A 25234-nucleotide genomic window follows, 5' to 3' on the forward strand; every position below is an offset into this window, starting at 1 on the left:
TAACCTGAGTTCGATTATTAAATCTCATTTTGTGGCGTTTTAATCAAGTTTTCTGTTAAGACGGTCGTCACCCTGAATTTATTTCAGGGTCTTTCACGCTAAAAAGATGCTGAAATAAATTCAGCATGACGATTGCCTTAGGAATGTGTGTTAAAAACAACTATAGAATTAACAAAAGATGTGTCCACACGGTAGGATGTTGAGTCGAAATAGAAATCTTTGAACCATGTTTATTGGATTGTTCAAAGATTTCTTCTCAGAAGCAGTTCCTTTGGACACTGCTGCCGAAATGACGATCGATTTTTTTAACTTAAAATTTCATCAATCAGTTTTACTTCAGTATCACTAAATTTTATATTATCTAAAGCTTTAATTGAATCCGTAATCTGCTCTGGTTTACTGGCGCCTATTAATACCGTAGTAATTCTCTCGTCTTTCAGTATCCACGATAAAGCCATATGTGCTAATTTTTGTCCACGCGATTTGGCAACATCATTTAGTTTGGCAATCACGGCAATTTTCTCGGGCGTAATATTGCTTTCTTTCAGGAAAATACCACTGGTGGCTACTCTCGAATCAGAAGGAATGCCATGTAAATATTTATCGGTAAGTAAACCTTGTGCCAATGGCGAAAATGGAATACAACCCACACCATTTTGTCCCAAAACATCAAGTAAACCATCTTCTACCCAACGTTCAAACATCGAATATTTAGGCTGGTGAATTAAACATGGAGTACCATTATCTTTTAAAATTTTGATCGCTTTCACGGCCTCTTCTGCCTTATAATTCGAAATACCTACATATAAGGCTTTTCCCTGTTGAACCAAAAGACTTAAAGCCCCCATAGTTTCTTCAAGTGGAGTTTCAGGATCTGGACGGTGGTGGTAAAAAATATCAACATAATCCAGTTTCATGCGTTTTAAGCTCTGGTCTAAACTGGAAACCAGATATTTTTTCGAACCCCAGTCGCCATAAGGACCATCCCACATGGTATATCCGGCTTTGCTTGAAATAATCATTTCATCACGATAGCCCCTAAAATCCTCATAAAGAATTTTTCCGAAAACTTCTTCAGCGGAGCCTGGAGGCGGACCATAATTATTTGCTAAATCGAAATGGGTAATTCCATTGTTAAAAGCAGTGTAGATTAGGTTTTTGCTGTTTTCAAAAACGTTAACATGCCCGAAATTATGCCATAAACCCAACGATATCGCAGGCAATTTTATGCCACTGTTTCCACAACGGCGATATAGCATTTTGTCGTAACGGTCTGTTGAAATGATTTGATTCATATTTGGAATTTGATTGCCGCAATAATAATCAGTTTTACTGGATTTTAATTGATATTAGGTTAATATTATCTTCAAATCAGTAAAAACGCTGAAAGTTCAATTTAGCTGTATAATAATCGTCATGCTGAATTCATTCAACATTGTATTTAGCTCATCTTTAAAAAAGACCCTGAAATAAATCTGATGGTTATCGGATCAGGAAGACGATAAAAATAAATCAAAGATTTTCAATCGTTCAACATTTTGTTATCACCATTTCTACAAATCGTATCATTGCTGATGTTTAATTAAATTATTCTTTAATAATATGCATTTTTGATTATTCTAAATCGTTTTTTTGTAAAGTTATGTCATATACTTATATTTAAAAACTTAATTAAAAAATCTAAACCAAGTATCCACTTTATGAAATTACAATCCATAACGAGCCTCGGTATGCTAGCTGTAATCGGCTTTGCATCTTGTCAATCCGGAACCAAAAAATCTTCATCAGCTGATCGTTTAAAAAACGACTCAATAGCCGTTGTAAAACTTGTCGCCGATTCTTTTAAAAAGGAAATTGATGGTAAACAAACAACGTTGTATACCTTAAAGAATAATAATGATGCGGAGGCTATTTTTACCAATTACGGTGGCCGTTTGGTTAGTTTACTGGTGCCAAATAAAGATGGTAAGTTAGTTGATGTGGTAGTGGGTTTTAAAAGTATTCATGATTACGAAAAATCAACCGAGCCCTATTTTGGTGCAACTATTGGCCGATATGGCAACCGCATAGCAAAGGGTAAATTTACGCTTGAAGGTAAAACCTATTCGCTGTTTACCAATAATGGACAGAATACCCTTCATGGCGGAAAAAAAGGCTATCAATATGTTGTTTGGGATGCTACGCAGCCAAGTGCCAATACCTTAGTGCTTCATTACTTATCAAAAGATGGCGATGAAAATTTTCCAGGCAATTTAGATGTTAAAGTAACTTATACCTTAACGGATGATAATGAACTGAAAATGGACTATGAAGCTAAAACCGATAAAACCACTATCGTAAATTTAACAAACCACGCATTCTTTAATTTAAATGGTGATGGAAGCGGTGAGATTTTGAACCACGAGGTACAGATTTATGCAGATGAGTACACGCCTGTTGATTCTACCCTGATCCCGACAGGAAAGATTGAAAAGGTTAAGGGAACACCGTTCGATTTTACCAAAGCAACTACCATTGGTGCGCGTATAAACGATAAAAACGAACAGTTAACCTTTGGGAAGGGTTATGATCATAACTACGTGCTAAATAAAACCAAAGCTATGGGCATGTTCCATGCGGCTACGGTTAAAGGAGATAAGTCGGGTATAGTGATGGATATTTATACGCAGGAGCCAGGCTTACAATTTTATAGCGGCAACTTTATGCAAAGTAAAAATACTTTTAAAACTGGGGCTAAAGATGATTTTAGAACAGCAATTGCATTAGAAACACAGCATTTTCCAGATTCACCAAATCAACCCGCTTTTCCATCAACGGTTTTAAAGCCTGGGCAGGTGTATAAAACAAGCTCGGTATATAAATTTACCAAATAATTGTTTTGGTGATTTTCCAACAATGATAAAATTAAAACGGCCTGTTGAAATGCAGGTCGTTTTAATTTAGAAAAGTTCTTGTAAAACTGGATCTGTATAATCTTCTATGAAAGCTATAATGTTGTTGTAAGCTGCAAATTCTTCTTTAGTATGCATGGTTGTAAGTACAACACATCTCATCCCGGCATTCTGTGCTGCTTCAACACCTTTGGGTGCATCTTCAAAAACTATGCATTGGCTGGCTGTAATGCCTAAAATTTCTGCCCCTTTGGTAAAAGTTTCCGGATCGGGTTTACTATTTACCACATCTTCGGCACTTACTATGGCTTTAAAATAGGAACGGACATTTAAATTATCGAGTACAAAATTAATATTGAAGGGAATAGCAGCAGAGCCAATCGCCATTTGAATGCCTGATTGTTTTGCTTTTTCTAAAAAATCGCCTAAACCTGCTATTAACGTTAAATGTTTTTTATAAGCAGCTTGATATCTATGTTCTTTTTCGATTGAAATCTGATCAATCTGTTCCTGAGAAAAATGACCAATACCAAAAACACGTTCTAACAGATCTTGGTTTTTACCGTACATCTGTTTTTTAACCGCATCGAAGCTAATACTTGCGCCTAAATCTTTTGTAAGTATGTTATGCCAGGCATGATTGTGGAAAGCCATATCGTTAATCATGGTTCCATTAAGATCGAAAAGAAAAGCTTTTGGTTTATTATTCGTCATGGCGGCAAAATTATTAGATTTTTTTATGATTAAGTAAAATATAGTTATCAAAGCGAAAATTTAACAAATAATTTATGCTTAAAAGTGGTATTGAAAACGGATAGCCTGAAAAATAAATTTTCCACAACTGTAATTTTTTGGCTGTTGAACTCGTTTCCATATTTGGAAATCCGGTATTCAAGCAATAGCTTGCATCGTTTTAAAACCCGGGATAATATTATGACTGCTGCCTATCATGAAAGTGATCCTCTTATCAAGTATTTAAATGAGCTGCAGCCATTAAGAAAAGAAATAATTGAGCGGGCAAAAACTGAAACATTCAAAATCACCGTACGTAAGAATGAGATTTTGCCTGATCTTAGCAATATTAGTGGCAATTGTTTATTCTTTATTGTTAAAGGCTTGGTACGGGCTTTTGTACTGGATGAAGGAAAAGATATTACCGCCTGGTTAACTGACGAAAATCACCTGATTGGCAGTATTCGAAATCCAGGTAGCCTTGTCCCAACTTATCAGGAACAATATCAGGCGCTGGAAGATTCGGAACTGCTTATACTCCCATATCGTTTTATTGACGACTTGTATGTGCAATTTCCTGAAACCAACATTTTGGCCAGAAAATTATTGGCTATACATTACCATATGTCGCAAGAGCGATCTATTTTATCACGAATCCCCTCAGCAGAAATAAGGTACAAACAATTTAAAATCGGGTATCCTACTATAAAGTCAAGGGTTCCTCTAAAATTTTTGGCCAGCTACCTGGGGATGCGAATCGAAACTTTAAGCAGGATCAGAAAGAAAGAAAAGATAGAAGAAAAGACTTAATTTGCTTTCTTTTTGAAGTAAAAATAGCAAAGCGGGAAAAGGCAGATTAAGCCTAACAGAAAACCACCAACTGTATCGGTAAACCAATGTGCACCCAGATAAATTCTGGATGGGGCAATGGTGATCATCAAAAATGCTGATAAATAAGTCACTATATTTCTAGTTAACTTTGGCACATCTTTCAAAGTATTCATCAAAATAATCAAGAAGCCAAAAAAGAGGGTATAAGAAAGTACATGCCCACTAGGATAGCTCTGAAAGCGGTTTATTTCCACCAGCCGTACATAAAATGCGGTAGGGCGTGGGCGGTTAATCACATTTTTTATACCCAGGATAATTAATCCAGACAAGAGCACCGTTGAAACGAAAAGGCCTTCGCGTTTATACTTTTGCTGGTAAAATATGATTGCTACCACTACTACCGAAAGTAATGAATAGGGGAGTTCTCCAAAAAAACTGATGGCCAACATCAATTTATCTAACCAATCTGCATGATATTGCTGAATAAACAACGAAGTTTTAATGTCAAAATCAAGTATGGGATGCTGCGCAATGAAAAAACTTAAACAAGTAAATGCAGCAATCAATAAAATGAGTATAAAAATTAGCGTATTTCGTTTTAAAAGCATAGATATAGGTTGATCAAAAACCAAAACTATGGATTTTATACCAATAGATGCAAAAGTTTCAGCTTTTTAGAAATGGATGAGGTTGAGGATCAAAATCGGTGAAAGTCTAAATTTAAGTATAAGAAAAGCTACAAGACCAAAAATATTCATCAAGGAAATAAAACGATTCATCAAGGAAATACGCCTATCTGTATAATCCGTTATGATATGTTGAAATGATTTTCAATCTTCGAATCAGATAATAAGGATATCTATGCTTACGAGGTTGGCAGGATTAATTTCCTGCCGACTGAAGGAGCACACCGTTCGACAATTTACTCATAAATTATACGTTTTGTATTAACGCTCCAGCCTAAGCTCCCCTCCTTTAAATGAGGAGGTGCTTAGGTTGATCAATATTGCCCCTTTCTGTCGCCAATATTTTAAACAATTTATACCTATTAATGGTTTTCTTTGGTATGGAGCCTAAGCCGTATAAAGATGAGGATATTAAAGTCCCCCGCTTTGAAGAAAGTGCCGGTTTTTACACCACTGCACAGCGGAGTAAAAATATGTCTAAAATTAGGGCGAAAAATAGCTTGGCCGAGTTGAAACTGCGCAAGGCGCTTTGGGGCAAACATGTTAGGTTCAGAATCCATCCTAAAAATTTTCCTGGCAAACCCGATCTGGTTATCAATAAGTATAGGCTCGCCATATTTGTAGATGGCGATTTTTGGCATGGTTACAAATGGGATGAAAAGAAATCAGCTTTAAAAACAAATTCTGGTTTTTGGATTCCGAAGATTGAACGAAATATGCAACGCGACAAACATATTAACCAACAGCTACATGCTCAAGGTTATACCGTAATGCGCTTTTGGGAACACGAGGTACAAGAAAGTTTAACAGCTTGTGTTAATCAGGTTTTACTTTATATCGAGGCAGCTAAAGCGACAATAATACCGCAGTTTGATGATTAGGCTGTTTATTTTACGGTAATCTGCTTCGGATCGGTAACTAAAATCTGTTTTTTGCCCTTATAATCAGATATAATTCCGGTAACACAGATTTTATTTCCCATAAACATGCTCGACGGTTCTGAAGGGAATTTACTCTGATCTTCTTTGTTGATGACTACGGTGATCAGCTCTTTTGGATAGGCACCACCTAAATTAATTAAAATTAATTTATCTAAAGCTTTTGCGCTATACACTGAATCGCAAATGGTTACATTTTTACCAATATGTTGAGCGGCATCTTTGGCTAATACTAACGTTTGGCTCTTTGTATAAAATGCCGAAGCAATTAGCAACAACAGGAGAGATAATTTTTTCATAGATGGGATGATTTAAATGAAAAGTTAATAACGCCAAAAGCATTAGTTTAGCCTTTCAAAGGTAAGCTGAATTTCATGAAAATCAATAAATAAGATCAAACAAGCACAAATATTACATGAATTAGATTTTATGTTGAGCTAAAAATTTTCTAAATTGTAAAGTAAATATTGCTGGCCAAATATTTCTTCGCGTTTATATGAAAGTAGATTACATTGCGTTATCTGTACCCGTGTTTTTTATTCTGATCGGAATAGAATTGGCTTATAATTTTTATAAAAAACTAAATTATTATCGGCTTAATGATAGTATTGCCAATTTAAGTCAGGGTATTGGGCAGCAGCTCACCGGGATATTTATGAAAACCGCATTGTTTTTTGGTTACAAATATATTTTTGAGCACTGGCGTTTATTTGAATTACCTAAAACAATATGGGTTTGGATACTGCTATTTATTAGTGTCGATTTTTTCTATTATTGGTTTCATCGGATGAGCCACGAAGTAAATGCTTTATGGGCAGCACATATTGTACATCACCAATCAGAAGAATATAATTTAACCGTGGCTTTGCGGCAAAGCTGGTTTCAGGGCTGGTTTAGCTGGGTATTTTACCTTCCATTGGCATTTGTTGGTTTTGATCCGATTATGTTTTTAACATTAAGTTCTTTCAATACTTTGTATCAGTTTTGGATTCATACCAGAGCCATTAAAAGCATGGGCTTTTTAGAGTATATTTTAAATACACCTTCACATCATCGGGTACACCATGGCTCTAATCCAAAATATATCGATAAAAACCACGCAGGTACATTGATTATCTGGGACCGCTTTTTTGGTACTTTTCAGAAAGAAGAAGAAGAGGTTTATTATGGTATCACCAAACCTTTGGCCAGCTGGAATCCTGTTTGGGCTAATCTTCATTATTGGGATGATCTGGTTAAAACAGCAAAGCAATCACCTAAATTGAGTGATAAAATTAAAGTTTTTCTTAAACCACCTGGCTGGTTTCCAGCACACCTGGGTGGATTTCAACATGCGCCGGAAATAAATGTAGAAACCTATAAAAAGTATAATCCAGCATATCAATCAAAGTTAACGGGTTATGTTCTGATCCAGTTTTTAGTTGCTTTAACTGCAGGTTCCGCAATATTGTTTTCTTATCATAAAATGGAAACCATTGCTTTAGTGTCGGGAGCTATTTTTACCATATTCACATTAATTACCTGTGGTGCATTATTAGAACAAAAGGCATGGCAAATTAAGTTCGAGTATTTTAGGCTGCTGTTTGGTGTTTTGCTGGTTTTATTTTTGAAATTTCCGGTCGGATATCAAGTAATTTTTGTAGCTATCCAGTTAATATCCGTAATTTGGTTTTTTAATTTGCAAAAGGCAAATCCCAACCCTGATGAAGACTAAGCTATTTTCATTTATATTTTTCCTTGTATTTGTAATTCAGCTATATGCCGAATATGCCAATAATATTGAGCTCCGAAATTTCTCTAAGCCATTAATTGTGGTGGTACTTTTGGTATGGCTTTATCTGAGCACAAACTTGAAAGGGCGTTTCCATAAGAGAATTTTCATCGGATTAATTTTCGCTTGGGCTGGTGATATTTTGCTGATGTTTCAAAGCGGTAAGCCAAGTTTTTTTATCTATGGGTTAATCGCTTTCGTTGCCTGCCATATTTTTTACATCAGGGCATTTACACTCGATCATAGATCGAATCCCAACCATAAAACGCCTTATTTTTTGTGGGCTGTAGGCGCATTTGCTATTTTTTGTTCGGGCCTGTTTTTCTACCTGCAACCAAAACTAGGAGCAATGCAGTTCCCCGTTTTAATGTATGCCATTATTATCACGGTTATGGCTATTATGGCCGTTAACCGCTATGGGAAAGTGAATATTTTCAGCTTTAAACTCATTCTATATGGGGCGCTGTTTTTCTTATTGTCAGACAGTGTGTTGGCCGTGAATAAATTCGCTCAGCCCATTCCACAAAGCGGGGCTTTAATTATGGCAAGCTATATGATTGCGCAATATCTAATTGTGTATGGTACGATAACACGCGAATTAGTGGTAAAACGCACGGAGATTTAAATCAAATAAACGCTGAATTTTTTGTTTTCAATTGTCTATTGATACATGTACTCGAGTGCAGTTGAAATTATATTATTTTCTAAAATAGCTCAACAAATAATTTCGTAATTGAACTGGGTTAAAAAAAAACTTAAAATATCAAACCAGTATCATTAATTATACGCATTTAAAGGTACTTTGTGCGCTTTTTTAGCTTATTTAGCTAATCTGGGCGGTTGTTTTTAGAAAAATAAAATCTTTTTCGGTCTGAAAAAAGATTTATTCCCCTGAGTTGCTTTTAACAACTTGATTTTTAGTGTGTTAACAACTATTTCTTTAGGTTATTAATTTTTGTGAAAAGTATGGTGTTTACTTTCCAATGACAGTTTTTTAGTCACTATTTAGTGTTAATAACTTTTTTTGAAATTGTTAATAACTATAGCGCTTTTCCTATTTAAGTTTATATTAACCGTTTGATTATCAAACAAATTCTGCTCCAAATATTTATCTATGATTAACACGGCACTTGATTTTATTTCGAAAGAAATTAATGGATATTTAAACAATATTGCCAATACATCAAACGACGATTTTATTGTGGTAAGCAGTGTCGTTTCTGAGGGGAAACTGGCCATACCCGAAAAAACAATGGGTATCACTTTAATGAACATTGAAGAGGATAGAGCAATAAAAGATCAGCGGGTTACCGTAAGGAATATGTTTGGCGAAATAGAAACTCGCAATCCTGATATCTACCTGAATCTGTACGTACTTATTTCTGCAAATTTTAACCATGCCGGTACCGAATCACCAACTTTAGATTACCTAGAGGGCTTAAAAAAACTATCGCAGGTAATTTCATTTTTTCAAGGCAAAAACGTGTTTACACAAGCCAATTCTCCTTTGTTAAGTGCTATTGACAGTAACATTGAACGTTTAAGTGCGGAGCTTTTTAGCTTCAATTTTGAACAGATGAATCATTTCTGGAGTATTATCGGTCACAGCTATCTGCCCTCTGTTTTATATAAAATCAGGATGATTACCGTACAGGAAAATGTTCAGTTGGTGCCAGATGGATTAGTAGAAAATATTTTATTAAACACAAGAACTAAGTTATGACAGCTTACCGCAAATTATTTTCAGTTAATGTGCATCACAATTACTATGAAGATAATTTGTGCAATGACTTGAGTTTTGTAGCTACAACAGTTTCAAGAAAAACAATCATTAACCAACGCTGGCTATTTAAAATATTTGATACCGGTTTTAATATCATAACTGAAATTGGAGCAGATTTAAAACCCAAAATAGAATTTTTAGATACCACATTGCAATTTGGTATTCACCTCAATAATGCAGCAAAATTTTTAGCCATTACACAACTAAATGAAACGGCTCCAAACAAGGATTTTTTAAGCAATAAAAAGATTTATTTTTCGAACAACGGTTTAAGCAGCAATCTCGAATACCAGATTATCGATGGAATCGTAGGTGATTTAATGAATTTGGATTTTATCCTTCCTCCTGCAAATACAGAAGTTACCCTGAGGCTAAATTCATCAACAGAAAATAATCTGGTTATTGCTTTTGATACGGATGGCTTGCCCATAAATGGCCCTTATAAAATTAAAGTCAATAGCAGTAAAGTTTTTGAAAAACTGCTCGATATGGGTAGATTACCAGACGGTCTATATAACTTATCGATCAAAAATGCAGCAGATACAGGAAGCGATTTACTAAGTTATAAAATTTTTAAGAGCAACGCATTAAGTGCCCAGTCAATTTTTGGTGTATTGGAGTTGAAGCTGCCAGCAAGCAATACGATAGTTACAGAAACAAAATTCCTAATCAATTTTTTAAGGAAATCTACCATCTGGAAATATTATATAATTAATCAGAGCGGAATTGATTTAGATGATTTTGATTTGTTGGTAAAAGATAAAAGTTTGGATGGTACACCTAGCGGCATTCCGGCTTATGCCAAATATACTTTTGCCGGGAACCCGGTGCCTGCCAATGATCCCGATCCGATTAATAAAATAGCCGATGCGGATATATTACTCTTTAAAAGCAATGTTAAAATTCCTTTTTATCAAAAGGTAAAAGTGGGCTTACAACTGAGTAAAAAAGATGGAGGAACAGAAGTTATTTTAACCAAGAATTTGCCAAACCCAATGCCCGAAAAACAAGCGGGAGAGGAGAGTAGAATATATGTATATGTTTAAAAATAATTCATGATGATATGGCGCTAACATATAAACATCCGGGAGTATATATTGAAGAGATTTCGACAATACCCCCATCAATTGCACAAGTAGAAACCGCAATACCAAGCTTCATCGGATATACCGCAAAGCGGGAGAAAAACGGCGTAGCTTTCGCTATCAATACCCCAGTGCGTATTACCTCTCTGTTAGAGTTTGAAGTTTTTTTTGGTAGTGCCTTTCCAGAAGTGCTCGAGGTAACCATTAATGAACCCGAACCTGGTAAATTAATACCAAAGATTGAAGTTACTCCGGCCACAACTGTTTCTGGCTATATCTTATACTATCATGTAAAAATGTTTTACGAAAACGGGGGTGGCCCTTGCTGGGTTGTTTCGGTGGGTGACTTCGAAGATACACCAGATATAACAAAGTCTGAACTAAAACTTGGTTTACAGGCCTGCGAGCGGGAAGATGAAATTACACTCCTGCTTATCCCCGAAATTACAGCTTTAACTTCAGGTGCGGATATTAAAGAATTAAACGATGCCATGCTGGCACAATGTGCCAAACTACAAGACCGTTTTACCATAATGGATACGCCACAAGCAGGCTTAACAACAGCTTATTTAGTGGCCGATAAATTTAGAAATGATTTTGTAAGTGCAGATAACCTTAAATACGGAGCCACCTATTATCCTCAGATACAAAGTGGAGCCACTTATAACCGCGTAACTGACGAAAACATAAAAATAGCGGCTGATAACCGTGGCGGAAGTAACCTGGGTATTTATAAAAAAGTTGTAAATACCAAAAAAGCCATTACAAAAATTATTGAAAAAGATGCGGTTACCGCAATAAAAGCCACAGGTACAATAACTATAGGGGGGATTACCTTAACCGGACACTCAATTGCCATAGCCGGGTTTAGTTTTACTTTTGGCGGTACAGGTGGCATTGTAATCGGTGCCGACGAAACCGCTACAGCAGCAGCTTTAAGAGCTGCAATTGCAGGTAATGCCGATTTAATGACTTTGATTGATGTTGCTGCAAATTTAGCTGTAGTAACCGTCACTGCTAAAGCAGCTGGCAATGCCGGAAATGCTATCCCCATTGTTTATGATCCAAAAGGAAATATCCCTCGCATAACCTTAAGCGCGCCATTTTTAAAAGGTGGATTTGATAGCAATGATTTTGCCTTATTCAATCAGATAAAAGTAGCGCTTGATGCGTATACGGTTCCACTTTATCCTTCTGGTATAGTTGCAGGTATTATGGCGCGGGTAGATAACGAACGTGGTGTATGGAAAGCGCCAGCCAATGTAAGCGTGCTTACCGTTGATAAACCACTGATTACAATAAGCGATGAAGAACAAGATTACCTCAATGTAGATGCAACATCAGGGAAAAGTATTAATGTAATCAGAAAATTTGCAGGTAGAGGAACCTTGGTTTGGGGAGCCAGAACATTGGCGGGGAATGATAATGAATGGCGCTACGTACCCGTAAGGCGACTTTTTATTATGGTTGAAGAATCGATAAAGAAAGCCACAGAGTTTGTGGTTTTTGAGCCCAATGATGCCAAAACATGGATGCGTGTAAAAACCATGTGCCAGAATTTCTTAAATCAACTGTGGCGACAAGGAGCTTTGGCTGGTGCAAAACCTGAAGATGCATTTTTTGTAAATGTAGGTCTGGGCATCACCATGACGGCTCTTGATATTTTAGAAGGACGGTTGATTATCGAGATTGGAATGGCAGCCGTTAGACCAGCAGAATTTATTGTTCTTAAATTTTCTCACTTATTAGCAAAATCTTAAAATTATGGCAACTAATTATAAAACCCCTGGCGTTTATATAGAGGAAATAAGTAAACTGCCTGCATCAATAGCACCTGTAGAAACAGCTATACCGGCATTTATGGGCAGAACAGAGTTTGCTAAAGATGAAAATGGAAACAATATTCTGCCTACAGGAGGAAAATTACCAACACCCATCCGCATTACTTCATTTCTCGATTATCAAAAGTATTTTGGTGGGGCCAATTCTGAAACTGCTGTTTTCGAAACCAGTGGAATCCCAACCATAACCGATACGGAAGTTGCCGGTAAGGTAGTAAAACGCGTAATTACCTGTAATGCTAAAAAGAGTGCCACAAGTGGTAAATACATGTACTATGCTATACAGATGTTTTATGCAAACGGTGGTGGCCCTTGTTATATAGTTTCATGTGGCGATTACGATGTAGCTTCAACCATTACAACCGTAAAAGCTAAAGCCTGTTTAGATGCAATTGCAAAAGTGGATGAACCAACCATGCTCATTTTTACAGATCAGCATACTTCATTTGGTGCTACTTCGGGTTATAAAGATGCCTATGATTACGCTTTGGCACAATGTGCTAAACTGCAGGATCGGATTGCAATTTTTGATGCCTGGGTACTATCCGATTCTCCCTTTACCGATGCCGGAGTGATTAGAGATGATATCAGTGCCGATTATTTAAAATATGGAGCAGTTTATTACCCTTGGCTACAAAGTACTTTAAGTTATGGCTACAACGATTCTATTGTCGTAAAACATCTGGTAAATGGCGCTAACGGACCATACAACGATGCAACCTTATCAGCCATAAAAGCAATGGATTTAAATACTTACCGTGCTTTAACAAATGAGATGGATAAAAACGTAATCGATTTACCACCATCGAGTGCTGTTGCAGGGATAATGGCCAGGGTTGATAACAATCGGGGCGTATGGAAGGCACCAGCCAATGAGAGTGTGAAAATGGTTACCGGACCATCATTAAAGGTGACTGCACAACAACAGGAAACACTAAATATTGATCCAACTACAGGTAAATCAATAAATGTAATCCGCTTTTTTACTGGCAAAGGCACGTTGGTTTGGGGTGCCCGAACCTTGGCTGGAAACGATAACGAATGGAGGTACATTTCGGTAAGGCGTTTTTACAATTTTGTAGAAGAAAGCGTTAAAAAAGCCACCGAATTTGTTGTTTTCGAACAAAATGATGCCAATACCTGGCTGCGCGTGAAAGCCATGTGCGAGAATTTTTTAAACCAGCTATGGCGACAGGGTGCGTTGCAGGGGGCAAAACCCGATGATGCCTATTTTGTTCGCATAGGCTTAGGTGTTACCATGACTTCCCTTGATATTTTAGAGGGTAGAATGAATGTGGAGATAGGTATGGCAGCTGTGAGGCCAGCAGAATTTATCATCCTGAAATTCTCACATAAACTACAAGAATAATTCATCATAAATTATAAAATTATGGCAAATACTTATCCATTGCCGGTATTTCACTTTCAAGTGGAATGGGGCGGCTCGCGAATTGGTTTTACAGAAGTTAGTGGTTTAATGGTAGAAACTCAATCGATAGATTATCGCGAAGGAAATTCACCAGAATACCATGTTACCAAAATGCCAGGAATGCAGCAGTATACTGCGATTTCGATGAAAAGAGGCATAACCAAAGGTGATAATGAACTTTTTCAATGGTTTAACACGGTGAGTTTAAATAAAATAGAACGGAGAGACCTTACTATCAGCTTACTGAACGAAAGTCATGAACCGGTAGTGGTTTGGAAAGTTAGACAGGCCTGGCCATCAAAAATGGATGGACCAACGCTAAATTCTACCGGTAACGAGGTAGCTATAGAAACGGTTGAGTTAGCACATGAAGGTTTAAGCATCGAATTTACCTAGGTTATATGTTCTCTATATCCAATTCACCATCGCCAAATCCTCCGGTGGGTTTTCATTTTCTATTGCAGATAGAGGGCTTGTCTTATGATGGAGTAGACGATATAGGTTTTACCGATGCCACCGGTTTAGAATCGAGCATTGCTACCGAAGAGTATAAGGAAGGTGGAGAAAACCGTTTTGCGCATAAACTCCCAACGGCAGTAACCTACAGTAACCTTACGCTAAAGCGTGGTTTGCTATTTAACTCTAAAGCAATGCAGTGGTTTAAAGAATGTGTAGAAAGTTTTACGTTTAGCCCGAAAGATATCACCTTGATTTTGCTTAACGATGAACATCAACCCTTACAGGCCTGGAATTTTGTTAATGCATATCCAATACGCTGGTCGATAGAAGGCTTTAACGCACAACAAAACGGCTTGGTGATCGAAAGTATCGAGTTTGCCCATCAATATTTCAGGCGGGTAGAAATTTAAAGGATTCAAATATGCCAGTAGAAATTAGAGAATTAAACATTACCGCAACGGTAACCAATAATGTAGCCGGATCTACAGTGCCAGGCAGAACCGGTCAAACAGCTACAGATAACAAAATGAAAAAGGCATTGGAGGAGTTGAGATTACAGATCAAAAATAAGAATGAGAGGTAACTATGGCTTTAAGTCAGCTTCATGATGAATTGGGTAATTTAGAAAAACTCGTAATAGATGTTTATTCTGACAATAACTTTTCGGGTTCGCCAATCGAAACCTTTAAGGTATTGTACAATCCCAATACTTATTTTATCGATTACAAAAATGAACTCGATCATGATGCGCCTGTAAATGCAGCTGATGGTGTTGGCGAGTTTAAATCAACAAGGGGCAAGGAGCTAAATCTCGATCTTTTGTGGGATGCAACATCAGCTTCTTACTCAGGCAATTCTACTTTTCAGGCCGATGTTCAGAATGATAAAACAGTACATAAAGTAATCGAAAAATTTATCGATACCTGTTTTAAAATTAAAGAAGATACCCATCAGCCAAATTTTTTAAAAATACACTGGGGCGAGCTCACTTTTCAGGGAATGTTAACAGCTGTTAAAGTTACCTACACCTTGTTTGATAATACGGGAAAACCATTAAGGGCCAAAACAGATTGTACTTTCACCAGTTATACCTCCCTTACCGAGCAATCTAACGAGCAACGGCGCAGTTCGCCCGATTTAACACATTACAGAAATGTTGAAGGCGATAATTCGCTTCCATTAATGACTTATAATATTTATAAAACCGATAGATATTACTTAGAAGTGGCCAAAGCCAATAAACTGAACAATTTTAGGAAATTAAAACAAGGACAAAACATTTCGTTTCCTCCGATTGAAAAATAATACACCATGCCAGCCAACTCAGGAGTACAAAGCTTTAGCATTACCGTAAACGGACAAGTTCTGCCCGATGCTGTTGGTATTTTGGAAATTGTGGTAACCAATGTCGTTAATGCCATACCAAAAGCCAAAGTGGTAGTAATGGATGGTAGTGCGGCTGCGCAAAATTTCGATTTAAGCAATGGAACCAATTTTATCCCAGGGGCTGAAATAAGCATTTCTGCTGGCTACAATGGCGAAAACGAAGTGATATTCTCTGGTTTAATTATCAGTCAAACCATTAGGGCTAACGAGGATGGAAGCCAAATGGAAATAGATTGTAGAGATAAAGCCGTTAAACTTACCGCAGGGCGAAAAAATAAGATATGGGAAGACGCAAGTGATAGCGATGCAATAACCGATCTGGTAGGCCAGAATGGAATTACGGCTGATATTGACGGATTGGGTTTACAACATAAACAATTGGTGCAATTTAATTGCAGTAATTGGGATTTTATTGTTACCAGGGCCGAGCTAAACAGTGCCTTGGTTATAGCAGAAGCAGGAAAATTGACTATCGGTATGCCCAATGCCAGTCAGGAAAGCACGGCAACTTATACCTATGGATCGGAGATTTATGATTTTGAAGCCCAGATGGATGCCCGCACCCAATATCCACAGGTATTAACCAAAAACTGGAATTATACCAATCAGGAAGTAAAAGAAGGTACATCGGTCGCAAAAACTTTGCCCCAGCAAGGTAATATTTCCGGCGATGATTTGGCCGAAGTATTGGGCTGGGAAGATAATAGCCTATATCATTCGGGTAATGTAGCTGAACAGGAATCGACCGAATGGGCAACAGCACAACTGTTTAGAAGCAGGTTGAACAGGGTTATCGGCAATTTTAGGGTGCAGGGCGATAACAAGTTAAAACCCGGAATTATAGTTGAATTATTGGGAATAGGCGAAAGGTTTAGTGGGAAATGTTGGGTTACAGGTATAATCCACAGTTACTCTGGCGAAGCCGCCTGGTACAGCCATGTACAGTTTGGCCTTGATAAAAAAATGCATAGCTACAATTTCGATGATATTGTAGAAAAGCCTGCCACAGGGATCATCCCCCCGGTAAATGGTTTACAGATCGGCATTGTTACCCAATTGGAAAACGATCCCGATGGTGAAAATAGAATAAGGGTACGTTTGCCCACTGTCGAAAATGAAGGCGATGGTATTTGGGCAAGATTGGCCAGTGTAGATGCAGGAAAAGAACATGGATGGGTTTGGAATCCCGAAATAAACGATGAGGTAATTATTGGTTTTATAAATGATGATCCCCGCGATGCAGTGATTTTGGGTAGATTGTATAGCAGTTCATTTCCACCTCACCTAGAAGCAAAAGATGATAATTATTTAAAAGGATTATCTACCAAATCAAAACTTCAGGTATTATTTGATGATGAAAAGAAGATCATAAAGATAGAAACACCTGGAGGCAATTTTATTACACTGGATGAAGATCAGAAACAGGTTGCCATTCAGGATATTAACGGGAATAAAATAGAGATGAGCGAGGATGGGATCAAGATAGAAAGTATTAAAGATATCATACTAAAAGCATCAGGTGATTTTAAAATAGATGGAACCAATATTACAACCAATGCCAACGCACAATTAAAATTAAGTGGAAGCGCGGGGACAGAAGTCAGTTCATCCGCTATTACAAAAGTTAAAGGAAGTATGGTGCAGATAAATTAAAAATATGGCAAACGCAGCAAGAGTTACCGATACCACAAACCATGGTGGAACAATTATAGGTCCTGGCGTACCAACGGTATTAATTGGGGGCATGCCTGCCTGTGTAGTTGGCGATAATCATGTTTGTGTACTGCCGCCCAACACTCATCAACCTACCGTAAGTCCTTTTTCGGCGGGAAGTGCGACAGTGTTGATAGGTGGTTTGCCAGCGGTTAGAACAGGCGATACCTGTATATGTGGTGCTAGTGCTGTAGTTGGGTGTCCGACAGTTTCAATAGGTTAAAAAATGGATACAGAAAGCAATTTTTTAGGTAAGGGATGGGCCTTTCCGCCAGAGATAGTCAAATACGAAGGTATAAACCGCTTTGCTACCAACATGGTAAGCGATGTGGCAGATATTAACCAAAGTCTCGAGATCCTGTTCGGAACAGCGGTTGGCGAAAGGGTGATGCAGGCTGAGTATGGCTGCAATGTAGAAGATATGATTTTTGAACCCATTAATGTTACGCTGGTAACGCGGATAACCGAAAGGATTAGAAGAGCAATAATTTATTACGAGCCACGCATTAAGCTCGATAAACTGGATGTTTTTAAAAATGTAGAGTTTGGGGTAATTAACCTGGTGGTAGAATATACCATTAGAAGTACCAATACCAGGAACAATATTGTTTACCCATATTATTTAACTGAAGGAACAAATATTTGAAAAAATGAGCACCAATTGCAATAAAAATACTGCACCAAGAAACGGAACAAGCCGTTTAAATCGCTTGCCAAAAGCTTTGGATGCATCTTTTGTTGCCATTGATGAAAGAAGTAAAGCAAGCCTTTATCAATTTTGCGATAATTTGGCGGCTTATATTAACCATTACTATTTTGATGGAACAGAGAAAAAGACAGATTGGCAAAGTGTTTTTAATATCGGTGAAATTAAAGAGGACGGCACCTCAGAACCACATTTGGCACTTTTCGATTCTTTTTTGGATTTATACGCCATTGCTCAAAAAGACCTCAATCAGTTTACTGGCAAACATTTAGATTATTTTTTTGAAACCGTTTTAGGCTTCGAAAAAAAGGCAGCCGAGCCCGATAAAGTATATTTGATTGTAGAATTGGCGAAACACATTTCTCAATACATATTAAACGATAAAACAGAGTTTAAAGCAGGCAAAAACAGTAAAAAACAAGAACAGTTTTATAAGCTTTTATCTTCTTTTAGCTTTAGTCACGCACAGGTAGCGAGCATTAAATCCATTTTGGTTGATCAAACTGAAAAAACTAAAATTTATGCTTCGCCAATCGCTAATTCTGGTGATGGCAATGGGGGCGAGTTGGCCAATCAGGATGGAAGCTGGGATACTTTTGGCAATGAAAGCCGATCTCCTGCCAATATTGGTTTTGCCATAAGTTCGCCTTTGTTTAGAATGGCCGAAGGCAAACGGAAAATAACACTTACCTTTTCCTATCGTGTGCCTTATCTGGCAGCGCTGGTAATTAAGCCCGAAAATTTTAAGGCCAGTATTACTGCAGAAAAAGGGTGGACAACAGTAGACATTATTGCTGTATCCTTCACCAGTACCAGTGTGCTCGAAATTGTGCTCTTGGCTGATGAAAGCAAACCTAAATTGGTCGATTATAATCAAAAACTTCATGTAGAAGATTTCAGAACAGCTTTTCCGGTATTAAAGATAGAAATACTATCAAACCCAAATATTTATGCCAGCTTAACCTTTGCCGCAATAGATAATGTGGCCATTAAAACGGATGTACAGGGGGTAAAAAATCTATTTGTACAGAACAGTTTAGGTAAACTCGATGCCGCTAAACCTATGGAAATTTTTGGTCCGATTCCCAGTATTGGTGCTAATTTTTATATAGGCAGCAACGAGGTTTTTCAGCATGATCTCAGTAGTTTAAAGCTAAATTTTGAATATTTAGGTCTACCTAGCGTTCCTTTTGTTACTTATTACGACCTTTACACCAATTTGGCTAATTCTAGTAATGGCCGTGATGCAACCAAATATGTTAACAATAGTGATTATAAAGCCGAAGTTTCCTTTCTCTTACACCGCAATTGGATAAATGCCACATCGGCAGAGGTTGCACTTTTTAGTGCAGCAGATACAGTGGCACCCAACACGAAGTTCTCTGCAGATTTAAATATACCGGATACTTTCGATGCAGATTATAATACTGAAGTAAATGATGCTTATAACCTTGAGACAGAACGGGGCTACCTAAAACTTAGATTTTCCAAAGGTACATTTGGTCAGGCCGATTATCAATTGGTATTTAGTACCGCGGTAATTGGTAAAACCACGGTACCCAAATTGCCCAATCCACCATATTTGCCGCTTATCCAGAATTTAACGATCGATTATAGCTGCACAGCCACTATAAATCTTTCGGTAGCTGGCGATGTTAAGTCAACCTACAATAACCGCATCCACAGGTTTTATTTTATTGAGCCTTTCGGCCTTGCCGAAGCCCATCCTTTTACTCACGGTTCTGTATCGCTGCTTCCTGTTAAACAAAATGAGGGTGAACTATACATCGGTTTAAGCAATTCAGTTGTTCCGCAAAATTTGAGTTTATTGTTACAGGTTAGTGAGGGCAGTGCCGACCCTGATTTCGATAAAGCCATAGTAACATGGGCTTATCTTCAAGATAATATCTGGAAAGAGTTTAAAAACATGGAGATTTTAAGGGAACAGACAAATGGATTGTTAACCATAGGCATTATTACCTTATCTATTCCTAAAACTGTAAATACCGATAATACTGTATTGCCAACCGGTCTGCTGTGGCTAAGGGCCTCGGTAATAAACAATGCAGCTGCAGTGTGCGATATTATTTCGATTACTGCTCAAGCCAGTGAAACTCAATTCGCTGTTTATGATGATGTTGTGCCCGAAAAAATAGCCATCGAAGCAGGGCTGATTACCAAGCTAAAAGAACCCGATAGTGCCGTGAAAAAGGTAATTCAACCTTATGGCTCATTTGATGGAAAGGCAATGGAGAGTGGTAATGAATACTATTTAAGGGTTAGCGAAATTTTACGGCATAAAAGGAGATCCATCACCCTGTGGGATTACGAACGCCTTATTTTAGCCCAATTTTCTAACGTGTACACTGCAAAATGCATTAACCATACTTTTTATAATGGAAATGTAAGCAGCTATAATTCGTTATCTCCTGGCCAGGTAACTATTATTGCCGTGCCCGATATTTCGATCAGCAATGCGCCAAATCCATTAAAGCCAAAAGTTTCTAAAAATACATTAGAACAGATTAAAACTTATTTAGCCAAAACCAATTCGGTATTTGCAAAACTGAATGTTCAAAATCCAATATTTGAAGAAATCAAGCTTCATTTTCACCTCAAACTCCGTGATGGATACGAAGAAAATATTTATCTGCCCAAACTTAAAACGCAGCTTAAATCACTTTTGGCTCCTTGGACAAGCAACGCTGCTACGCAGATGGAATTTGGGGGTAAAATAGAAAAATCGACCATTATCTATCAGCTCGAAAAGTTAGACTATGTAGATTATATCACCTGCGTTAAAATGTATCTGTTTAGGCCAGTGGGTTTAGAAGACATATCGACAAAAGATTTAGAAACTGCAGAAACAGCTACAGCGGCAAGTATTTTAACGGCCTATCCCGAGCACAGCATCATCAATATTAATGATATCCCGGGAATCAATAATCCGGATTGTGAATGTGCCGATTGCAATGACAACGCAATAACAGACAGTAAATTTATTCCAATTAACGAATGCGGTTGTAATTAAATGAGCGATTTAAAAACCATATCGAAAAATATTCCGCAACAGGATAGCATGCAGTTTGATAAACTACGTGAAATTGGTATAAACCGTATTCAGGCTTTAAGTAAAAACAATTGGAGCGATTATAATCTTCATGATCCGGGGGTAACAACGCTCGAAACACTTTGTTATGCCATAACAGATTTAGGTTACCGCTTGACTTTCGATATGCAGGATTTACTGGCCAGTGATCCTAATTCTGCCGATGCTGATATCGATTTCCGTAATTTTTTTACCGCAAGGCAGATATTGCACAACGCTCCCGTTACCATTAAAGATTTTAGAAAACTCTTAATGGATGTAGCTGTACAAGCAGGAACAGAAACTTTGGGGATAAAAAATGCCTGGGTAATTCCTGCTGATGAAGCCGAAATGAAACTTTATGTAAATCAGTTACAGCAGAAATTAGACTATTTCCCGACCGCTACAGATGGAACCGGATTTTTTGTTAAAGGACTTTATAATTTTCTGATCGAATTTGATCAGTCGATAACCTACGGCGATTTAAATTCCAATTCTATTTCCGCTATATACATCATCAATAATTTCGCACCAGATCCATTATTGGAAGGGGTAGAAATAAAGGTAGAAATTCATTTCCCCCGCTGGGACGATTTAAGTGTCGATTTTAACGATGATGCCACAATAATTGCGAAAATTAAAAGCCTGAAAATAAAGGCCGATGAATTGCCTGACGATTATAAATTGATTGATAGCAACGATGCAGATCACACAGTTACCCTTGCAGGTACTAAGACAGTTGCCGAAGTTCCTATTGCTCTTGTAGGCCTTGATGCAATTGATGCCGATTTAAACTACTTCATTTTTAATGCGCCCAATGGATTATTGCAAACCTACAAACGCAAAATAGGTGTAATAAAAAACATTATAAAAAAGGCTGAAGATAGGTTGAATGATAACCGGCCACTTTGCGAAGATTATTTAAATACCAGAGCACTCAAAGTAGAAGAAATTGCCATTTGTGGCGATATAGAAATAGATCCTTTTGCTGATGCCGCAAGCGTTGCCGCCGAAATTTATTTTCAAATTGCACAGTTTCTATCACCTGATGTATATTTCTACAGCTTGCCCGATATGAAAAACAAAGGAAAAGCTACCGAAGATATTTTTGATGGCCCGGCTTTAGAACATGGCTTTATCGACGACGATGAACTTAACGCTTCCGAACAAAAATGTACCATCCATGTAAGCGATCTGATCAGGATTATCATGGATGTTAAAATTGATGGCAAACAGGTTGTTCAATCGGTTAGCGGCTTGCAATTGGCCAACTTTCCAGAGGATAATGTACTTAATATATCAAAGAAAAGTGTTAAATGGTGCCTTTCGCTGGCTATAGATCAATTTTATGTACCCCGTTTATCCACTAATCTTTCTAATTTATCGTTCTACAAACATAACCTTCCATTTTCGTTTGATAAAGATGAAATGGAAGCAAAATATAAAGCACTTTTTGCTCAGTCGAGGAAACGTTATCCAGAAAATCCAATTTTAGATAATGCATTACCTGTAGGCGACTGGAGAGAAATTACAGATTATACCTCGATACAACAAGATTTTCCACTGGTTTATGGCGTAGGTTCTGAAGGGATCCCTAATTTGCCAACTACTGATGATGAAAGAAATCTTCGGATAACCCAGGCCAAACAGTTTAAAGGTTTCTTGTCGTTTTTTGATCAGTTGTTATATGGTTATCTTCAGCAGGTTAATGGTTTAAAAGCACTGTTTAGCTTAAACCAGGAACTGGATGAATTTGGTCAGCCTTTGTTGAATAAAACGTACTTCAGCGAACCCTTAAAAGCAACTGCGGGTAATGTAGATATTGTGCCCAATGCAACTGAACAAAAAATATTTATTGATGGTTATGCGGAACATTTGCAGGGAATTACTGAAAGTAAAACCGATTTTGAAAAACGTAAAAACCGCTTTCTAGATCACCTTTTGGCCCGCTTTTGCGAGCAGTTTAGCGATTATGCCTTAATTGCCTACACCATAGACGGTCAAAGGGCTGGAGCAGAGCTGATAAAAGATAAATTGTCGTTTTTAAATGCCTATCCGGAAATTAGTAGCAATAGAGGTAAGGCATTTAATTACCACAATGAACTTACCTGGTTTTATAAAAATGTTTCAGGCTACGAAAAAAGGGTAAGCCTACTGTTGGGTATAGATGCTAAAAGAGTAGAAGATTTACATTTTTCGAAAGCGTTTAGAATCTTACCAGTGTCTACAACCTGGAATATCGAAACCAAGGTATTAACCAAAGTTCTTTTTGAGGGTGTTGGTAATTTTACAGATGCACTGGCTGCTAAATCTGCTATGGAAGAATTGATTAGCGCTGCAGTACATATCAATAACTATAAAATTGTGGCAGGTAGTGTTGCCGGTAAATACCAGGTTTTGCTTTTGGCCGATTTAATTCAGGAAAAGGTTATTGCAAAAAGTAAAAACACTACATTAACCTTATCTACTGCCAATACATTAATTAATAGTCACATTGATTTATGTACCAGAGAGTTATGTGATCAGGTTTTGTCGAGCCGTAAGAACTTAACACCCCCGATTTTAAATTATTTCGAAGTGCTTTCGCATACGGTTAACAATACCACAACGCCATTTCTACATAAAATTGAGTATCAATTATTTGATAAACCTGTTGAAGATGCTGGTAGAAAAGTAATACTAACCGGCGAAATTGAAGGACCGGAAGTTAAAGGCATTGACGCAGCTGAAACGATGACGGATACCGAAATGAGTTTGATCTGGAAATTGATCAGATTTGCTGCCGACGAAGATTATTACCGCTGCATACCGCAAAATGTAACCGTTTACACTCCCAATTACCATTTCGAAGTTTTCGATATTTATGATAACATAATTGGTATAGATAAAGGGAAAAATTACAATTATCCATTGGCCGAAATCATTGAAGACAGCATCACTTCACCGGTAGTTAAGATTGTTGATTCGCTTTCCAATAATGGGGCCTATACCGTAAACAATACCGTAGCATTGGGGCCAAACATCAAGGTAGAAATTAATGAAACACTCCCTAATAATTATCCTGATGGAAAATTAAGTTTTACCGAAACATTTAACGCTTACCTATACGAAAATGGCCGTAAGCTAACCATAACCGGAACCGATTTGACTGATAGATTGCGAATCGGCGATACTATGAGCTTAATCAAGCCTTCGGCAGCTTTAATCGATTTTCGGATACTAACCATCAGCTTTGCTGATAATAAAACAACCATTATTTCGGATATAGAACTAGATTTTTTAGTAGCACCCAAAGTTACCTATACCAAGTTATTTGCAATTAAAAACGTTACGCCAAAAACAATCGTAATCAGGGCTGGGATGGAAAAACTGGCCATTTCGGATATGGTTGCTTTTTTTAATAAGACATTCATTGATAGAGAAGGTATCCACTTGATTGAACATATCCTGTTAAGGCCAAAAAAACGCGATTTTGATAAACTATTAAACATTCATACCGATGTAGATTGTGTACAATGCAAAATTGCCGATACCTATAGTTTTGTAATGACAGCCGTTTTGCCCTATTGGCCCGACCGTTTCCGCGATCGAAACTTTAGAACTTTTATTGAGAAAACATTGAGGGAAGAATGCCCCGCGCATGTTGTACTCAATGTGTGTTGGATAAATCCTTTGCAAATGGGGCAATTCGAAAAAGCGTATAAAAATTGGCTCATTCAAATCAATACCACAAGTACTGGCGATGCCGAAAGAGTTAAGGCACTTAAAAATTTAATAGAAATAATACAAGGTTTAAGGAGTGTTTATCCATCCGGAAAGCTGCACAGTTGCAACGAAAACGAAGTGCAGAAAAACCCACTCATTCTAAATCAAACTAACATTGGCATTTTTTAAT

22 protein-coding genes are annotated in these 25234 nt (G+C 37.5%); 18 read left to right on the forward strand and 4 right to left on the reverse strand.

What is annotated here, in order from left to right:
• Positions 1-305: 305 nt before the first annotated feature.
• Positions 306-1295, reverse strand: coding sequence for an L-glyceraldehyde 3-phosphate reductase (mgrA, locus tag AW17_RS03070; RefSeq protein ID WP_029274638.1), 990 nt, complete (start codon positions 1293-1295; stop codon positions 306-308).
• A 405-nt stretch (positions 1296-1700) separates the two neighbouring features.
• Here mgrA and AW17_RS03075 point away from each other — a divergent pair, with 405 nt between their 5' ends.
• Positions 1701-2873: an aldose epimerase family protein gene (locus AW17_RS03075; protein ID WP_029274639.1), complete on the forward strand. Its 1173-nt coding sequence runs from the start codon at positions 1701-1703 to the stop codon at positions 2871-2873.
• A gap of 66 nt (positions 2874-2939) precedes the next feature.
• Here the strand turns inward: AW17_RS03075 and AW17_RS03080 are convergent, their stop codons facing one another.
• Positions 2940-3605: an HAD family hydrolase gene (locus AW17_RS03080; protein WP_029274640.1), complete on the reverse strand. Its 666-nt coding sequence runs from the start codon at positions 3603-3605 to the stop codon at positions 2940-2942.
• A 219-nt stretch (positions 3606-3824) separates the two neighbouring features.
• Here AW17_RS03080 and AW17_RS03085 point away from each other — a divergent pair, with 219 nt between their 5' ends.
• On the forward strand, positions 3825-4433 hold the full coding sequence (locus AW17_RS03085; protein ID WP_157280200.1) for a Crp/Fnr family transcriptional regulator: 609 nt from the start codon (positions 3825-3827) through the stop codon (positions 4431-4433).
• Here AW17_RS03085 and AW17_RS03090 read toward each other — a convergent pair.
• Positions 4430-5062, reverse strand: a complete 633-nt coding sequence (locus AW17_RS03090; protein ID WP_029274642.1) for a phosphatase PAP2 family protein — start codon at positions 5060-5062, stop codon at positions 4430-4432. The genes AW17_RS03085 and AW17_RS03090 overlap by 4 nt on opposite strands.
• Before the next feature lie 398 nt (positions 5063-5460).
• Between AW17_RS03090 and AW17_RS03095 the strand changes: the two genes are divergently transcribed.
• A complete protein-coding gene (locus tag AW17_RS03095) occupies positions 5461-6021 on the forward strand; it encodes a very short patch repair endonuclease (protein WP_245234996.1) in 561 nt (186 codons plus the stop codon).
• A gap of 5 nt (positions 6022-6026) precedes the next feature.
• Here the strand turns inward: AW17_RS03095 and AW17_RS03100 are convergent, their stop codons facing one another.
• Positions 6027-6377, reverse strand: coding sequence for a hypothetical protein (locus tag AW17_RS03100; protein ID WP_029274644.1), 351 nt, complete (start codon positions 6375-6377; stop codon positions 6027-6029).
• A gap of 197 nt (positions 6378-6574) precedes the next feature.
• On the opposite strand from AW17_RS03100, the gene AW17_RS03105 reads away from it, so the two are divergent.
• The 15 genes from AW17_RS03105 (at position 6575) to AW17_RS03170 (ending at position 25233) form a co-directional block, all read left to right on the forward strand.
• On the forward strand, positions 6575-7792 hold the full coding sequence (locus AW17_RS03105; protein ID WP_029274645.1) for a sterol desaturase family protein: 1218 nt from the start codon (positions 6575-6577) through the stop codon (positions 7790-7792).
• A complete protein-coding gene (locus tag AW17_RS03110; protein ID WP_029274646.1) occupies positions 7782-8474 on the forward strand; it encodes a lysoplasmalogenase in 693 nt (230 codons plus the stop codon). Before AW17_RS03105 ends, AW17_RS03110 begins: the two co-directional genes overlap by 11 nt.
• A 489-nt stretch (positions 8475-8963) precedes the next feature.
• The gene (locus tag AW17_RS03115) at positions 8964-9572 is read left to right on the forward strand and encodes a Pvc16 family protein (protein WP_051691606.1); all 609 of its coding nucleotides are present in this window, start codon (positions 8964-8966) and stop codon (positions 9570-9572) included.
• Positions 9569-10678: a hypothetical protein gene (locus AW17_RS03120; protein WP_029274648.1), complete on the forward strand. Its 1110-nt coding sequence runs from the start codon at positions 9569-9571 to the stop codon at positions 10676-10678. The genes AW17_RS03115 and AW17_RS03120 overlap by 4 nt, the downstream gene beginning before the upstream one ends.
• 17 nt (positions 10679-10695) lie before the next feature.
• The gene (locus AW17_RS23505) at positions 10696-12477 is read left to right on the forward strand and encodes a phage tail sheath family protein (protein ID WP_029274649.1); all 1782 of its coding nucleotides are present in this window, start codon (positions 10696-10698) and stop codon (positions 12475-12477) included.
• A 4-nt stretch (positions 12478-12481) separates the two neighbouring features.
• Positions 12482-13927, forward strand: a complete 1446-nt coding sequence (locus AW17_RS03130) for a phage tail sheath family protein (protein ID WP_029274650.1) — start codon at positions 12482-12484, stop codon at positions 13925-13927.
• Positions 13928-13948: 21 nt separating this feature from the next.
• Positions 13949-14383 carry a phage tail protein gene (locus AW17_RS03135; RefSeq protein WP_029274651.1) on the forward strand — a complete coding sequence of 145 codons (435 nt, stop codon included), beginning with the start codon at positions 13949-13951 and terminating at the stop codon, positions 14381-14383.
• Between the two features lie 5 nt (positions 14384-14388).
• Entirely contained in the window at positions 14389-14856 is a 468-nt protein-coding gene (locus AW17_RS03140; protein WP_029274652.1) for a phage tail protein, read from the forward strand.
• An 11-nt stretch (positions 14857-14867) separates the two neighbouring features.
• Positions 14868-15029, forward strand: coding sequence for a DUF5908 family protein (locus tag AW17_RS24045; RefSeq protein WP_157280201.1), 162 nt, complete (start codon positions 14868-14870; stop codon positions 15027-15029).
• A 2-nt stretch (positions 15030-15031) separates the two neighbouring features.
• Positions 15032-15751, forward strand: a complete 720-nt coding sequence (locus tag AW17_RS03145; protein WP_029274653.1) for a CIS tube protein — start codon at positions 15032-15034, stop codon at positions 15749-15751.
• 6 nt (positions 15752-15757) lie between these two features.
• Positions 15758-17485, forward strand: coding sequence for a type VI secretion system tip protein VgrG (gene vgrG / locus AW17_RS03150; RefSeq protein ID WP_029274655.1), 1728 nt, complete (start codon positions 15758-15760; stop codon positions 17483-17485).
• 4 nt (positions 17486-17489) lie between these two features.
• On the forward strand, positions 17490-17768 hold the full coding sequence (locus tag AW17_RS03155; RefSeq protein WP_029274656.1) for a PAAR domain-containing protein: 279 nt from the start codon (positions 17490-17492) through the stop codon (positions 17766-17768).
• Between the two features lie 3 nt (positions 17769-17771).
• A complete protein-coding gene (locus AW17_RS03160) occupies positions 17772-18191 on the forward strand; it encodes a GPW/gp25 family protein (RefSeq protein ID WP_029274657.1) in 420 nt (139 codons plus the stop codon).
• A gap of 4 nt (positions 18192-18195) precedes the next feature.
• On the forward strand, positions 18196-21282 hold the full coding sequence (locus AW17_RS03165) for a baseplate J/gp47 family protein (RefSeq protein WP_029274659.1): 3087 nt from the start codon (positions 18196-18198) through the stop codon (positions 21280-21282).
• Entirely contained in the window at positions 21283-25233 is a 3951-nt protein-coding gene (locus AW17_RS03170) for a hypothetical protein (RefSeq protein WP_029274660.1), read from the forward strand. It abuts the gene before it with no gap.
• Position 25234: the final 1 nt, after the last annotated feature.

Origin of the sequence: Pedobacter borealis DSM 19626 (genome assembly GCF_000708285.2) — a bacterium.
Classification (GTDB): domain Bacteria; phylum Bacteroidota; class Bacteroidia; order Sphingobacteriales; family Sphingobacteriaceae; genus Pedobacter; species Pedobacter borealis.